Annotated in this window: 14 protein-coding genes; 9 read left to right on the top strand and 5 right to left on the bottom strand. The window is 62.1% G+C overall.

Annotated elements, in window-relative coordinates:
* Positions 1-196: 196 nt before the first annotated feature.
* Both LUB09_RS10065 and LUB09_RS10070 read left to right on the top strand, forming a co-directional pair.
* Entirely contained in the window at positions 197-610 is a 414-nt protein-coding gene (locus LUB09_RS10065) for a pilin (RefSeq protein ID WP_122456787.1), read from the top strand.
* Between the two features lie 3 nt (positions 611-613).
* Positions 614-2,023 carry an O-antigen ligase family protein gene (locus LUB09_RS10070; protein ID WP_231422500.1) on the top strand — a complete coding sequence of 470 codons (1,410 nt, stop codon included), beginning with the start codon at positions 614-616 and terminating at the stop codon, positions 2,021-2,023.
* Positions 2,024-2,034: 11 nt separating this feature from the next.
* Here LUB09_RS10070 and LUB09_RS10075 read toward each other — a convergent pair whose 3' ends face one another.
* Together LUB09_RS10075 and LUB09_RS10080 are read right to left on the bottom strand one after the other, a co-directional pair.
* Entirely contained in the window at positions 2,035-2,586 is a 552-nt protein-coding gene (locus tag LUB09_RS10075) for a transferase (protein ID WP_209988485.1), read from the bottom strand.
* A gap of 10 nt (positions 2,587-2,596) precedes the next feature.
* Positions 2,597-3,592 (bottom strand): hypothetical protein, encoded by a 996-nt coding sequence (locus LUB09_RS10080; RefSeq protein WP_231422501.1) that lies wholly within the window; start codon positions 3,590-3,592, stop codon positions 2,597-2,599.
* Positions 3,593-3,854: 262 nt separating this feature from the next.
* On the opposite strand from LUB09_RS10080, the gene LUB09_RS10085 reads away from it, so the two are divergent.
* A complete protein-coding gene (locus LUB09_RS10085; RefSeq protein WP_209988490.1) occupies positions 3,855-4,160 on the top strand; it encodes a DUF6388 family protein in 306 nt (101 codons plus the stop codon).
* A gap of 50 nt (positions 4,161-4,210) precedes the next feature.
* Here the strand turns inward: LUB09_RS10085 and nadC are convergent, their stop codons facing one another.
* Positions 4,211-5,059: a carboxylating nicotinate-nucleotide diphosphorylase gene (nadC, locus tag LUB09_RS10090; protein WP_209988493.1), complete on the bottom strand. Its 849-nt coding sequence runs from the start codon at positions 5,057-5,059 to the stop codon at positions 4,211-4,213.
* Between the two features lie 235 nt (positions 5,060-5,294).
* Here nadC and LUB09_RS10095 point away from each other — a divergent pair, with 235 nt between their 5' ends.
* From LUB09_RS10095 to LUB09_RS10110, 4 genes are all read left to right on the top strand, one after another.
* Complete coding sequence (locus tag LUB09_RS10095) at positions 5,295-7,445, top strand: DUF1631 domain-containing protein (RefSeq protein WP_231422502.1); 2,151 nt, start codon at positions 5,295-5,297, stop codon at positions 7,443-7,445.
* A gap of 61 nt (positions 7,446-7,506) precedes the next feature.
* On the top strand, positions 7,507-8,070 hold the full coding sequence (gene ampD, locus LUB09_RS10100) for a 1,6-anhydro-N-acetylmuramyl-L-alanine amidase AmpD (RefSeq protein WP_231422503.1): 564 nt from the start codon (positions 7,507-7,509) through the stop codon (positions 8,068-8,070).
* Positions 8,067-8,903 carry a regulatory signaling modulator protein AmpE gene (gene ampE, locus LUB09_RS10105; RefSeq protein WP_209988502.1) on the top strand — a complete coding sequence of 279 codons (837 nt, stop codon included), beginning with the start codon at positions 8,067-8,069 and terminating at the stop codon, positions 8,901-8,903. The genes ampD and ampE overlap by 4 nt, the downstream gene beginning before the upstream one ends.
* Positions 8,904-9,144: 241 nt before the next feature.
* A complete protein-coding gene (locus LUB09_RS10110) occupies positions 9,145-9,582 on the top strand; it encodes a hypothetical protein (RefSeq protein ID WP_209988505.1) in 438 nt (145 codons plus the stop codon).
* On the opposite strand, the gene LUB09_RS10115 is transcribed toward LUB09_RS10110, so the two are convergent.
* Both LUB09_RS10115 and cra read right to left on the bottom strand, forming a co-directional pair.
* A complete protein-coding gene (locus LUB09_RS10115) occupies positions 9,529-10,305 on the bottom strand; it encodes a TatD family hydrolase (RefSeq protein ID WP_209988508.1) in 777 nt (258 codons plus the stop codon). The genes LUB09_RS10110 and LUB09_RS10115 overlap by 54 nt on opposite strands.
* A gap of 2 nt (positions 10,306-10,307) precedes the next feature.
* Positions 10,308-11,303: a catabolite repressor/activator gene (gene cra, locus LUB09_RS10120; protein WP_231422504.1), complete on the bottom strand. Its 996-nt coding sequence runs from the start codon at positions 11,301-11,303 to the stop codon at positions 10,308-10,310.
* Between the two features lie 294 nt (positions 11,304-11,597).
* Here cra and ptsP point away from each other — a divergent pair, with 294 nt between their 5' ends.
* Entirely contained in the window at positions 11,598-14,456 is a 2,859-nt protein-coding gene (gene ptsP, locus LUB09_RS10125) for a phosphoenolpyruvate--protein phosphotransferase (RefSeq protein WP_231422505.1), read from the top strand.
* Positions 14,457-15,377: a 1-phosphofructokinase gene (gene pfkB / locus LUB09_RS10130; RefSeq protein ID WP_209988516.1), complete on the top strand. Its 921-nt coding sequence runs from the start codon at positions 14,457-14,459 to the stop codon at positions 15,375-15,377. It begins immediately after the preceding gene.
* Positions 15,378-15,382: the final 5 nt, after the last annotated feature.

Here is a 15,382-nt window from a genome sequence, read left to right on the forward strand (position 1 = left end):
GGTTCCGCACACAGGTCGTTGAAGACCTACAGCTTAGTCAGGGGAATGACTCGGGCAGGCTCGCGCTGAGCGGCAAAATGTCAGAATGTGCGACGAAGGCGCGATTGAGCGCCTGCGCATGAGTACACTGGCGCCGTTGCAGACTGCGGGGCGCAGGACGCGCCTTGTCATGGTTCTATTCTGGAGAGTGAATGTGATACGTCAAAAAGGCTTTACCTTGATCGAATTGCTCATCGTCGTGGCAATTATCGGCATCCTGGCCACCATTGGCCTGCCCATGTACACCACGCACCAGGCCAAGGCCAAGTTCACGGCCGGGCTGGCTGAAATCAGCGCGTTGAAGGCCGGCTACGAAGATACCCTCAACCAGGGGACCGTACCCACCGTCGCCTTGATCGGCGGCACCAGCCCCACCGCCAACTGCAGAATCGACGTGACAGGCGATGTCGCCACCGGCATCGGCTCCATCAGTTGCGAAATACTCGACGCCCCGGCGCCAGTGCTGGGCAAGAGCATTACTCTCACGCGCAGTGCCACCGAAGGTTGGAAGTGCGTGACCACCGCCGAGGCGAAATACGTCGCCAAAGGGTGTGGCGTCACAGGGGCATAAAGCGTGTTGCTAACCCGCACTCAGCGCGACAGCCTGTTTCTGATCGCCATGGCGTGCCTGCTGGCGCTGGGCATCTGTGCGCCGTTCAGCGGGCACGACCTGCAAAGGGGCACGCAGATCTGCCTGGGGCTGTGCGCAGTGCTGTACGGGTTGTCGGTCTCTTCACCCGAGCCGCCGGTGAATCGGCATGCCGCTGCCGGCCTGGCACTGATTATGGTAGTGGGCCTGGTGTCGTCGGCGCTTGCGCATCAGCCCCTGTGGGCACTCACCGAAGTGGCGCTGTTCATCTGCAGTGGGGCGATTGCGCTGGCGGTCAACTCGCTCAGGCGCCACGGCGGTGAGTCGATCGATAGCGCGCTGATGTTGATAGTACTGATGTTGTGCGTGATCAAGTCAGTGCAGTACCTGTATGCGCTGATACTCGCGTTCGGCAGTGGTCAGCGCCTGCTCAACCTTGACCTGCTGCTGTCCGGGTTTTCCAACAAGCGCTTCTATGGTCAATTCCAGACGTTCACCCTGCCATTGCTCGCGCTGTCCCTGCTGATCCCCAAGGTCTCCCGCCCGGCCCGTGCGGCCGCGTTGGCGTTATTGTGTGTCTGGTGGTTGATTGCAATCAGCGGCGGCACCCGCGGTACATGGCTCGGCATGGCAGCCGCTGCGGCCGTGCTGATGTGGCTTGGCCCCTGGGGGCGGCGCTGGGTAGCCTGGCAATTGGCGGGCGTGTGCGGTGGGCTGTTGCTGTACGGTTGTTTGTTCATGCTGGTGGCGCACCATTTCGGCAACGAGATTGCCAGTGCCGCCGGTGACCGTCTCACTACGTCGCTGTCGGGACGTGGCCCGATCTGGTGGCAGGGCTGGCAGATGATTGCCGAACGCCCGTGGCTGGGCTTCGGGCCCATGCATTTTGCCGATGTGGCCAACCCCATTGCCGCCCACCCTCACCAGGCCATCTTGCAATGGGCCAGTGAATGGGGAGTGCCGTCGGCAGTGTGCGTGGCCATTCTCACAGGTTGGGGCGGCTGGGCCACTATTGGCCTGATCCGTGAGCGTGCCGTGCTTGCCACGCGTGCCGATCTTCTGCGTTTATGCCTGTTTGCGGCGCTGGTCGGTGCACTGACGCAGTCCATGGTCGATGGCGTGATCGTGATGCCCAACTCGCAGGTGTGGCTGGCGCTGGTGGTGGGCTGGCTGATGGCGCTGCATGTGCGGCGAGCCCCCGAGCCGGCTGCTGTGCCGCTGGCTGTTGGCGCATGGAAAGTAGCAACGGTGCTGGCAGTGGGGCTGTTGGTGTATGTGGTGATCCGCGACGTTCCGCATCTGGAGCAAGCCCGGCAAAGCTATCTGGGCGGGCGTGGTGATCATTTGCAGCCGCGCTTCTGGGCCCAGGGCGTGATTGCTCTGCCAAAGCCCTGAGGCAGCGGTTTTTAAACGTCCCGATAGTACTTGGCCGGTATGCCAAACCACACCTGATTATCGGGCACGTCCTTGCGCACCTGAGAGCACGCACCAATTTCGGCATTTTCCCCAATGGTCACAGACGGCATGATCACGACGCTGGCGCCGAAGCGTGAGCCTTTCTTGAGTGTGCCTACGCATTTTTCGTCATTTTTGGTCAGGTCGGGCGTATCAGTGACCACGAATGCATATTTCATCACCACATCATCTTCAACAATGGTGTTGGCGGAAAGTGTGCCTCGACTGCCCATTAATACGCGGTTGCCCAACCGACAGTTGTCTCGAATTTCACAGTAGGAGGTGAATGAGCAATCATCGCCAATCACTGCATTCCGTCCGATTTTCGTATAGGTGCCGATTTTTGTGTGTTTGCCGATTTTGGCGCCTTTGAGCACCATGGCATAGTCTTCGATCACAGTGCCTTCTTTGATTTCAACATCATCTTCAATGATGCAGAATCGGCCGATCACAACACCGTCGCCTATTACTGCCTTGTCTGAAACGATTGAGTAATTGTTCATTTCGATACTTTTAGTTTTTCAATGATTTTGGGACACCTGACAGATCGTCAGTTGCCGACTTCACCGTTTTGGCTGGCGTACCCATTACTAAAAGTCCGGGCTTGTCGATGTGTTTCACCACTACCGCTCCGGCGCCAACCACCGTGCGCTCGGCTATGCGCGTCTGTGGTCTTACGATAGCACCCGAGCCAAGAAAGCACTGATTTCCGAGCGTGACGTTGCCGGCAATCGATACGTTATTGGCAAAGTGGCACTCGTCGCCGATCAGTGAGCCATGACCAATTTTGCTGCCGTGTGCGATGACGCACCCCTGACCAATGGTGGTTGTCTCGTTGACCGAGCCACGCACCACGGTCACATCCGTGCCGAGGAAGACGCCTTCCATGATTCGGGTGTAGCCGATCTGCGGCTGAATCACTCTTTGGCGCGTGGCCGGATCCCAGATCCAGGCCGCTCCCGTTGCGCCGACAGTGGAGTGCGATTCAATCGTGACATTTTCTTCGATGGTGCTTCCGCGCATCACGGTCACGTGGGAGTGAAGGTTCGCACCTGCCTTCACAACACAGTCCTCCAGTACACAGAAAGGTCCTATGTAAGCCGCAGGGTCGACTTCGCAATCCTCCCCAATAACGGCGGTAGGGTGGATGCCCTGACGTTTTTTACGGTCTGCCACCATGGCTTCCATCAGGCGATAAAACACAAGCTGTGGATGATCGACCTGGAGTATCACATTGCCTTCCCCGCACGCATCGGCTTCTTCGCGCAGGACAATGGAATGGGTTATGTGCGGCGGATGACCAATGCCTGGCGATAAAAAGTAAATCCCGCCTGGCTCAACCTGACGCAGGCTCTTGAATGCAAAGGCGCTTTGCGCATCTGTGCCGTGGCAGACAAAGGCAACACCCATTTGCCGGAGCTGGTGCTGGACCTGCGCAAGTGAGAAGGTCTTCGGGGCGGCGGGCAAATGCATTCTCCACGTAGGAATCTTGGTTCGATCGTCACTCATGAAACATCAGGTAGTCAACGAACGAATGAGGTTTCGCCAGTCACATTCTGAGGGTGGCGATCTTTCGGCAGAGTGCCTATTATCGATCAGCGTGTCGGGCTGAGCGCCCGACGCGCGAACGGTTTCAACAGCAACACTGTTTTCAGCTGATCCCAGAATGGTTTCTGAAGGCCAGACGAGCAGGTATTGATGCCCGCTCTTTTGTATCTGCGCAACCTTGATGACCCAGATGCATTTCCATTCCCAGATCTGAGAGAACATCATGACCACGACTGAAGTGACCCAGGAAGCCCGGCACGAAGAGGCCCTCAAAAAATACCTTGAGGACACGCCGCAGCTCAAAGAAGAGATCAAGGACCTGAGCGCTGATGATCAGCGCGACCAGATCCAGTGGGCATTCGAGGATGAGGCCGAGAGCCAGAGTCTCCAGCCCTGGGAACTGACCCTCAAGTACACCTCGACATCTGAAGAGTTCGAGACCGCACGCCTGGCTTTGCACAAAGAGGCGGCCGAAGTGCTGGGTGTCGAATGGGACGAGTACTGCGAGATGAACAACCTGGTCGTCTGAACGCGAACCTGCGCAGGAGCGGGCTTGCTCGCTCCTGCATCAAACCGGCGTCAGATACTCAGTCGCATCGACAAATCCACTGCCTTCACATCCTTGGTCATCGCACCAATCGAAATGTAGTCCACTCCGGTTTCGGCGATGGGCAGCAAGGTGCTTTCGTTGATCCCGCCGCTGGCTTCCAGCCTGGCCTTGCCGCCGTTCAGGCGCACCGCTTCACGCATGTCGTCCAGGCTCAATTCATCGAGCATGATGATGTCGGCTCCCGCGTCGAGAGCTTCGCGCAGTTCATCCAGACTTTCCACTTCGATTTCCACCGGCTTGCCCGGCGCGATTCTGTGCGCGGCGGTAACCGCCTGGGCAATGCCGCCGCACGCCGCGATGTGGTTTTCCTTGATCAGGAAGGCGTCGTACAAACCGATGCGGTGGTTATGACAGCCGCCGCAGGTCACCGCGTATTTCTGCGCCAGGCGCAGGCCCGGCAGGGTTTTGCGCGTGTCGAGCAACTTGACCTGGGTGCTGGCGACGAAGTCCGCCAGGTACTGGGCACGCGTGGCAACGCCTGACAGCAGTTGCAGAAAATTCAACGCGCACCGTTCACCGCTGAGCAGCGAGCGGGCCGGACCCTCCAGGTGGAACAGCGCCTGATTGGGACTGACGCGCTCGCCGTCGGCCACCTGCCAATGCACGGCGACTCGCGGGTCCAGTTGGCGAAATACGGCATCCACCCAGGCTGTGCCACTGATAACCGCCGCGTCGCGGGTGATGATCGTGGCTTTGGCCAACCGTTCAGCCGGGATCAACTGCGCGGTGATGTCGCCACTGCCAATGTCTTCCAGCAGTGCGCGGCGCACGTTGGCTTCGATTTCGGCGGTGAGGTCGGCAAGACGGAGATTCGGCATAACAGGCTCCACAAACAATGTGCGCCGATTATAGGGGCACTGCGTGGCCGAACCCACCGCCGCCTGCTCTTTTGCCGGTGAATCTCAGAGTTTGCTGGCGTAACGCCCCCTATTTGCAAGATAATCCCGCGCCTTGCAATTGGCGTCATAGCTTTGACGTCCCGGTGATAATCGGATATCGGCGGTGCCCGCCTGATCGTCCTACCCCCTTACACCGCCGTTTCAGGAGGCCAGGATGCACAATGACGGAAAGGTGGTGCCCATCAACAGGGCACAGGCTACGCCATCGCCGCTCGCGCGCCTGCCGGTGGTGTTGCTGCAGGTTCGCGACAAGGCTGCCCAACAGTTGCAACGCGGCTTGCAGGAGCTGTTTGATAACGCCGACGACACCTTGTTCGAAATGGCCGACAAGGCCCGCAGTAACGCCGATCACCATATCTTTTTTGAGGCCATGCGCGACCTGCGGCTCAAGCGCAAGAATTTCGAACGCGTCTTCATGGCGCAGCTGTTCCAGGCCTTTGCCCATCTTGGCCAGGTGGGCTGCGGTGATCCAAGAATGGTGCCGGTGGTGTCCTACGAGTCGCTGCCAGGGACCACTGGCGATGCCCGCGAAAAAGCCGTGGCGCTCGACGCGATGCTCGGTCGGGTGCGGCACCGTGATGGACTGGCCCTCGGGCAGTTGACCGCGCGTCTGAACGCAGTGCTCGGTACGCAGTTGGCCGAGCGCGAGAACCCTTTGGGCCCGGCCCTGTTGTGCGAGTTCTTCCTGCGCGCCGGGCGCAGTCTCGGCGTGGAAATCCGCGTCAAGCTGATCATGCTCAAGCTGTTTGAAAAATACGTGCTCAGCGACGCCGACCTGTTGTACGGCGAGGCCAATCAGTTGCTGGTGGCGACCGGTGTTTTACCCGAACTCAATAGTGTGCCTTCCCGTCGTCGTGCTGGATGCGTGGCGAGTGAGCCTGCCCCCCCAGGCAGCTTGCCAGGAACCGACCAGGCTCTGGATGAAAGCGGCCAGCAGGACTTCGCTGCGCTGCAGCAGTTGCTCGCGGCCGTACGCGGCAGTGTGGCGCCCACCCTGGAAGCCAGCGCCGAACCTCAGCCGATAGCCACCCGCGACCTGCTGCGCCTGCTTTCCCATCTGCAGCAATACGTCCCGGAGCCACAGGCCGAGGATGATTTCGACCTGCGTAATCAGCTTGAGCAACTGTTGACCCGCTTCAGCGTCAAGAGTGGCAAGTCCCGCGTGGTGGAGGGCGCCGACGAAGACGTGATCAACCTGGTCGCCCTGCTGTTCGAATTCATGCTCAATGACCCTGCGGTGCCTGAAGCCTTCAAGGCGTTGATTGCGCGCTTGCAGATCCCAATGCTGAAGGTGGCGTTGCTGGACAAGCGTCTTTTCAGTTGCGCCAGTCATCCCGCGCGGCAGTTGCTCAATGAAATAGCCGCCTCGGCCCTGGGCTGGAACCCGTGCGAGGATTATCTGCGCGACAGCTTGTACCTGCGCATCGAACAGGCCGTGCAGTGCCTGCTCAATGAATACGTCGACGACCCGGCGATTTTTTCCCGGTTGCTGACGCAGTTCAGCACGTTGCGCGCCGAGGAGCAGCGGCGCCGCGAGTTGATCGAGCAACACACCCACGACGCTGAAGACGGGCGTATTCGTGCCGATGCTGCACGCCAGCGTGTGGCTGACGTGCTCAACCGCCGGCTGATGGGCAAGGTGTTGCCGCAGGCCGTGGTGCAGTTTCTGCAACAGGCCTGGAGCCAGGTGTTGTTATTGGCCAGCCTCAACCATGGTGAGCAGTCGGTGCAGTGGCAGGCGGGGCTGCGCACCATGGACGAGTTGATCTGCAGCGTCAGCCTTCAGCAAGACACCGAGGCCGGTCGGCATCTGGTGGAGCACTTGCCGGGGTTGCTCAAGGCATTGCGGGACGGCTTGACCAGCGCAGCGTTCGATCCGTTCAGCACGCGCGATTTCTTTGTGCGCCTGCAGGCGTTGCATCTACCACCGGCCGAGGGTGTCGAGGCACTGATCGAGGTGCGTGAGCCGCTTGTGCTCGGCCCCGGTGCCGTCGATGCCACCGAAGGCCTGCCGGCGGACGACCCTGATCTGCTCAAGGCGTTGCAACTGCGGATCGGAGGCTGGATCGAATGGCAGGACGAGCGGCCAGCCCCCGTGCGCTGCAAGCTGCTGGCGATCATGGCACCTGCCGGCAGCTACGTGTTCGTCAACCGCTCGGGGCTCAAGGTCATGGAGAAAAGCGTCGGCCAACTGGCGTTGGCATTCAAGCATGACGCTCTGCGCCTGCTGGATGATGGCCCGCTGTTTGAGCGTGCATTGACTGCGGTGACCGGCAAACTGCGCCAACTCAATCGCGGCAAGTGATCGCAACGGCGGGGTGGAACGCGGCATACTGGTCACACTTAGTCACGTTCAAGGATCCTGCATGCAACTGGACCCCGTCAGTGGTTGGTGCCAGGGCATTCGTCACTGCCCTTCGCCCAACTTCAACGAGCGCCCCTCAGGCGAAATCTCACTGTTGGTGGTGCATAACATCAGTTTGCCGCCGGCGCAGTTCGGCACCGGCAAGGTGCAGGAGTTTTTTCAGAATCGCCTGGATGTCACGGAACATGCCTACTTTGAAGGGATTGCCGACCTACGGGTGTCTGCGCATTTTCTGATTGAGCGTGACGGCGCGGTGACGCAGTTTGTGTCCTGCCTCGACCGGGCCTGGCATGCCGGTGTCTCATGCTTTGAGGGGCGTGAGACGTGCAATGACTTTTCCCTGGGCATCGAGCTGGAAGGCACGGACGACCTGCCGTACACCGATGCCCAGTACGCATCGCTGATCAGGCTGACGCGCCAGTTGCTGGCGGCTTACACGGGCATCACCTCTCAACGTATCCGGGGTCACAGCGATATCGCGCCGGGACGCAAGACCGACCCCGGTCCGGCTTTTGATTGGGCGCGCTTTCGCAGCGCCCTGCAGCAAGGAGAACGCACACAATGAGTTTCCTGGTGTTGGTACTGGCGGTATGGATCGAGAAATTCTCGGCCCTGCGTCAGCGGTTGCAGCGCGATGGTGGCTGGCTGCGTGAGCTGGCCAGGCTGGAAGCGAACCCGCGCCTGGGCAAGCAGCCCTGGCTGGTTCTGGTCGTGCTGGTGCTGTTGCCGGTCGCGTTGCTGGCGTTGCTGTTGCTGGTTCTGGAACCAGTGGCATACGGCCTGCTGGCACTGCCGGTGCACTTGCTGGTGCTGATTTACAGCCTCGGGCGTGGCGATCTGCTGGCGGCGCTCGGCCCGTTCCGTGACGCCTGGCGGCGCGGCGATTTGCAGGCCGCCGAACATGTGGCCGAACGTGATTTGAACGTGGGTGCCGACAGTGGCGAGCAGTTGCTGGAGCGCGTCCAGGGCCACCTGCTGTGGCAGGCGTACCAGAGTTTTTTTGCGGTGATTTTCTGGTATTTCCTGCTGGGCCCGGTCGCAGCCCTGGCGTATCGCCTGCTGGCCCTGGCCAGTGAGCACAGCCAGAACCCCCAGGTCGCCGAGCGTGCCGGGCAACTGCGGCATGCGTTTGACTGGGTGCCGGTACGCCTGCTGGCCGCGAGTTTTGCCCTGGTGGGCAACTTCGTCGCGGTTGGCCGGGTGATGCTTCACGAATTGCTGAGCTGGGACATCAGCGCCGCACAGCTGGTGGAAAAAGTCGGCCTGGTCGCCGCCGAAATCCCGCCGCCAGCCGTGGGTGCAGAAGGCATCAACAGCCTCGATCGCCTGTGGGAATTGCTGCTGCGCGCCGCCGTGCTGTGGTATGCCGGCTTCGCCATCTGGACCGTGTTGCCTTGATCAAGCGCCTCTTTTGGTGGGGCATGAGCTGATTCAGTCAACCACAGAGGCTCTGTTTGCTGCGTGGCAGAGCCAGGTCGAAAGCTTGGCGGCGCTTTCCATATTTTGTAGGTGAGAGAAGGTTGTAAGCAGTTTCGTCCGGCGTTGTGGTTTATATCCTGATTTCCCCGCGTGGCGCTTTTGGCGACGAGGATGAGTGAGAATTTATATCATTCACTCACGTTCCAATGGAGGCACGACGATGACCGCTGCAATCGGCATCAAGGGGCACTGCGCCCATTGCGACATCACCTTTGAACTCAAGCCCTGGCAAATGAATGCCATCGCCATCCAGGAGCCCTTCGACTGCCCTTACTGTCAGCGCATCCTGCAGTTGAGTTGCCCCAGGCAGTTGCGCCGGTTCAAGGCCCTGGACCACTGGGCGCTGGTGCGGCCGGGCATGATTGTGCTGACCTGTGCCACGCTGATCGCGGCGCTGGTGGCGCAGTGGGTCGGGTTCATCCGCTTCACTGAACAACTGAACCTGTCGTTGGGCGTGGTGCTGGTGCATTTTCTGGTGTTGCGTTATGTCCGTCACCAGCAGCGGATGATCCTGGAGCTGCAAGTGGTCAGCCCGGCCCACGTGCTACCAATTGAACAGCTCGCGCGCATTGCGTGTGCTCGTCTCAGCCAGCACTAGGGGGCTGATGCCCATGCGTTCGGCCAGGGCCGCGCAGATGGCGGGCAAGTGCTGCGGGCTGTTGCGCTGGCCTGGGTACATGGCCGGCGGCATGTCCGGCGAATCCGTCTCCAGCACCACGGCCTCCAGTGGCAGTTGCGCAAGCACCCGATGCATGCGCAGGGCCTGGGGCCAGGTGGCTGCGCCGCCCAGGCCCAGTTTGAAGCCCAGCCTGATGTATTCGCGGGCTTCTTCCAGGCTGCCGGCAAACGCGTGGATGATGCCGCCCCTCGAGAGGCGGATGCGTTTGAGCGTGGCGATGACGGCAGCATGACTGCGGCGCACATGTACCAGCGCTGGCAACTGAAAGTCCACCGCCAACTTCAACTGGGCTTCGAACAGTGGTTGCTGGCGCTCACGGTCCAGCGTCTGAAGAAAGTAATCGAGACCAATCTCGCCCACGGCGCACAGTTGCCGATGGCCTTGCAGGCGCGTCAGCCAGTCACCGAGTTCAGTCAGGTCGGCGGTGCGATGTTGCTCGAGGTACACCGGGTGCAGCCCAAAAGCCGCGAACAGGCCGGCATCGGTCTGCACCATATCCCACACACGCTGCCAGTTCTGCTGATACACCCCGAGCACCACCATGCGCTGCACGCCGAGCTGTCGGCTATGCGCAAGGACGTCACGGCGGTCGCTGTCGAAGTCCGGAAAGTCGAGGTGGGTGTGGGTGTCGATCAGCTCCACGCTCAGGCCTCGATAATGCGCTGCTTGAAGGTGCGGCCAATGGCGTGCACGCCGGGCTGGTAATGTTCCGCTTCAATGGCGGCCAGGGCCAGGCGCAGTGCCGCGTCGGCAATCAACTGATGTTGCTGGGCCATGGCGTTGACCGGCAGCGGCAGGAAGTCCAGCAGTTGCGTGTCACCGAAGGTGCCCAGGCGCAGCGGTTGCGACTTGAGCGGATAATCGTGCAGCGCATCGAACACGCCTTGCAGCAGCACGTAGGACGTCGTCACCAGCGCGTCAGGCAAATGCCCCAGGCGTTGCAGTAATTGCTCCATCAACTGTCGGCCGCATTCACGGCTGAAGGCCTCGCCCTGTTCGATGATCACGTCGCCGGTAAAGCCTTGCAGCGCTTGGTGAAAACCTGCGGCGCGTTCCTGGCTGATGCTCAGCTCGGGCCGCGCGCCGATCAGCGCGATTTGACCGGGCAGCGGTCGCAGCAGGCTGCTGGTCAATTGCTGGCACGCCTGGCGGTCGTCGCTGACCACCGAACAGAACTGCTCGGCCTCCATCACCCGGTCGATGGCAATCACCGGCAGGCCCTTGGCTTGCAGCTCGCGGTAACTGTCATCGCTGGCCGGCAGGCAACTGGCGACGAACAGCGCGTCGCAGCGCCGCGCACGGAACAGTTGCAGCAACTGGCGCTCGCTGTCGGCGTCATCGTCTGAGCTGGCGATCAGTAACTGATAGCCACGCGCCCGCGCGCCTTGCTCCAGCAGCTTGGCGATGCGTGCGTAACTGGGGTTTTCCAGGTCCGGCAGGATAAAGCCCAAGGTGCGCGTGTGCCGGCTGCGCAACCCGGCGGCCTGAGGGTTAGGAGTAAAGCCATGGGCCTCGACCACGGCACGCACCCGCTCGACCGTCGCACTGCTGATGCGCTGCTGTGTGGCCTTGCCGTTGATGACGTAGCTGGCGGTGGTCACGGAAACACCGGCCAGGCGTGCGATATCGCTGAGTTTCAAAGCGGGATTTCCTTGTTTTTTGGCGCTTGCCCCGACATTTTGTCCAATCGTAACCGATTCCGGCATGCGACCAATGTCCAAGCTCAAGTGCCGAGTGGTCCTTCAAGCTTGCGCAATTAACGCGTAATCTGCCATAAATTCTAGATTAAACGTTTCAGCCAGCGTATTTTTACGACGTTCGCGACTGACTGGCTACTGCCAATTGACCATCAGCCGTTTGGTTCATAAACACGCTTACACTGTTTTATTCAAAACAATACCTAGTGCGTTGCGCGCACTAACTAGGAGATCGGCATGCTTGAGCTCACTGTAGAGCAGATATCCATGGGCCAGGTGGCTGTGGATAAATCTGCTGCCTTGCAACTGCTCGCTGACACACTGGTGACCGACGGCCTGGTCGCCGAGGGCTACCTCAGTGGCCTGCAAGCCCGTGAAGCCCAAGGCTCGACCTTCCTTGGTCAGGGCATCGCCATTCCCCACGGCACCCCGGAAACCCGCGACCAGGTATTTTCCACCGGCGTGCGCCTGCTTCAGTTCCCCGAAGGGGTGGATTGGGGCGACGGCCAGATCGTCTACCTGGCGATCGGCATCGCCGCCAAGTCCGATGAACACCTGCGCCTGCTGCAACTCTTGACCCGCGCCCTCGGTGAAACCGACCTGGGCCAGGCGCTGCGCCGCGCCGAAAGCGCCGAAGCGCTGTTGAAACTGTTGCAAGGCGCGCCACAGGAACTGGCGCTGGACGCCCAGATGATCAGCCTGGGTGTGTCCGCCGATGATTTTGAAGAACTCGTATGGCGCGGTGCCCGGCTGCTGCGCCAGGCCGACTGCGTGAGCAATGGTTTCGCCGCGGTGCTGCAGCAGGTCGAGGCGCTGCCCCTGGGCGATGGCCTGTGGTGGCTGCACAGCGAGCAAACGGTGAAGCGTCCGGGCCTGGCCTTCGTCACCCCGGACAAACCCATGCGCTACCTCGGCCAGCCCCTCAATGGCCTGTTCTGCCTGGCGAGCCTGGGCGAAGCGCATCAGGCCTTGCTCGAACGCCTGTGCGCCTTGTTGATCGAAGGACGCGGCCAGGAATTGGGGCGCGCCACCAGCAGTCGCGCGGTGCTCGAAGTGCTCGGCGGCGAACTGCCGCCAGACTGGCCCAGTGCGCGCATCACCCTGGCCAACGCCCACGGCCTGCATGCGCGCCCGGCGAAGATTCTCGCGCAATTGGCGAAAAGCTTTGACGGCGATATTCGCCTGCGCATTGTCGATGGGGCCGTGGGCGCCGTGTCGGCAAAAAGCTTGAGCAAGCTGCTCAGCCTCGGCGCTCGTCGCGGCCAGGTGCTGGAATTTGTCGCCGAACCAGGCATTGCCGGCGCCGCGTTGCCGGCCTTGCTGGCCGCCGTCGAGCAGGGCCTTGGCGAAGACGTCGAACCGCTGCCGACCGTGAGCGCCGAGCCCGCAATGGTCGATATCGAGCCGGTGATCAGCGCACCTGTTGCCGGCAGTCAGAGCCAGGCCATCGCCGCCGCGCCGGGCATCGCCATCGGTCCTGCGCATATTCAGGTGCAACAGGTGTTTGATTACCCGTTGCGCGGCGAGTCCTGCGCCATCGAGCGCCAGCGCCTGCAGGACGCGCTGGCCGATGTGCGCAGCGATATTCAGGGCCTGATCGAGCGCAGCCAGGCCAAGGCGATTCGCGAGATTTTTATCACCCACCAGGAAATGCTCGACGACCCGGAACTCACCGACGACGTCGACACCCGCCTCAAGCAGGGCGAAAGCGCGCAGGCGGCGTGGATGAGCGTGATCGAAAGCGCCGCCAAACAGCAGGAGTCGCTGCAGGACGCCTTGCTCGCCGAGCGCGCCGCCGACCTGCGTGACATCGGCCGCCGTGTGCTGGCGCAACTGTGCGGCGTCGAAAGCGCCCAGGAGCCGAGCGAGCCTTACATTCTGGTGATGGACGAGGTCGGCCCTTCGGACGTCGCACGTCTGGACCCGACTCGCGTGGCCGGGATCCTCACCGCCCGTGGCGGCGCCACGGCCCACAGCGCCATCGTCGCCCGTGCGCTCGGGATTCCCGCGTTGGTCGGCGCCGGGCCGGCCGTGTTGCTGCTGGCTGCCGGTACGCCGTTGCTGCTTGATGGCCAGCGCGGTCGCCTGCATGTCGACCCCGATGCCGCCACGCTGCAGCGTGCCACCGTGGAGCGCGACACCCGCGAGCAACGCCTGCAAGCCGCCTCGGCCCAGCGCCACGAGCCGGCCTGCACCCGCGACGGTCATTCGGTGGAAGTGTTCGCCAATATCGGCGAAAGCGCCGGCGTGGCCAGCGCGGTGGAGCAGGGCGCCGAAGGCATCGGCCTGCTGCGCACCGAGCTGATTTTCATGGCCCACTCCCAGGCTCCGGACGAAGCCACCCAGGAAGCCGAATACCGCCGCGTGCTGGATGGCCTCGACGGCCGCCCGCTGGTGGTGCGCACCCTGGATGTGGGCGGCGATAAACCGCTGCCGTATTGGCCCATTGCCCAGGAAGAAAACCCCTTCCTCGGCGTGCGCGGCATCCGTCTGACCCTGCAACGCCCGCAGATCATGGAAGCGCAACTGCGCGCCCTGTTGCGTTCGGCGGACAACCGCCCGCTGCGCATCATGTTCCCCATGGTTGGCAGCGTCGATGAGTGGCGCGCGGCCCGCGACATGACCGAGCGCCTGCGCCTGGAAATCCCGGTGGCCGACTTGCAGTTGGGCATCATGATCGAAGTACCGTCGGCCGCGCTGCTGGCACCGGTACTCGCCAAAGAAGTCGACTTCTTCAGCGTCGGCACCAACGACCTCACCCAGTACACCCTGGCCATCGACCGTGGCCACCCGACGTTGTCCGCCCAGGCCGATGGTCTGCACCCGGCCGTTTTGCAACTGATCGACATCACCGTGCGCGCGGCCCATGCCCATGGCAAATGGGTGGGTGTGTGCGGCGAGCTGGCCGCCGACCCGTTGGCCGTGCCGGTACTGGTGGGCCTGGGAGTGGACGAGTTGAGCGTGTCGGCCCGCAGCATTCCTGAAGTGAAAGCGCGGGTGCGTGAATTCAGCCTGAGCGAGGCCCAGAGCCTGGCGCAAAAAGCACTGGCGGTGGGTTCGCCCGCCGAAGTGCGAGCCCTTGTGGAGGCCGTGTAAATGGCGAAGATTTTGACCCTGACGCTGAACCCGGCGTTGGACCTCACGGTACGCCTGCCGCGCCTGGCACCGGGCGAAGTCAACCGCAGCGAAAACATGCTCACCCATGCGGCGGGCAAGGGCGTGAACGTTGCCCAGGTGCTCGCCGACCTGGGGCATCAATTGAGCGTGAGCGGCTTTCTCGGCGACGCCAACCCCCAGGCCTTCGATGCGCTGATCGCCCACCGTGGCTTCGGCGACGCATTCGTGCGCGTGCCGGGCGAAACCCGCAGCAATATCAAGATTGCCGAACACGATGGCCGCGTCACCGACATCAATGCCCCGGGCCCGCTGGTGAGTGAGCAGGCGCAAGCGCAATTGCTCGAGCTGCTCGCAGAGATCGGCCCCCGGTTCGACGCGGTGGTGGTCGCCGGCAGCTTGCCGCGCGGCGTCAGCCCGCAGTGGTTTCAGGCCTTGCTGGAAACGCTCAAGGCGCAAGGCTTGAAAGTCGCTCTGGACACCAGCGGCGAAGCCCTGCGCGCAGGGCTCCAGGCCGGGCCATGGCTGGTCAAACCCAATACCGAAGAGCTGGCCGAAGCGCTGGGCAATGCCCCGGATGCCATCAGCCGTCTGCATCAGCTGGGCGTGCAACATGTGGTGGTTTCCGACGGTGCTGCGGGCGTGAGCTGGTACAGCCCCGGCGCAACCCTGCACGCCACGCCGCCCAACGTAACGGTGGCCAGTACCGTGGGCGCCGGCGATTCGCTGCTGGCCGGAATGCTCCACGGCCTGCTCAGTGGCGATACGCCGGAGCAAACCCTGGGCCGCGCCACGGCGATTGCCGCGATGGCGGTGACGCAGGTCGGTTTCGGCATCGGCGACCACGCACAGCTGGACATTTTGCAGAGCGGCGTCCAAGTGCGCGCGCTGACAGAACAATAAGAGGG

Origin of the sequence: Pseudomonas sp. Leaf59, from assembly GCF_920984685.1 — a bacterium.
GTDB lineage: Bacteria > Pseudomonadota > Gammaproteobacteria > Pseudomonadales > Pseudomonadaceae > Aquipseudomonas.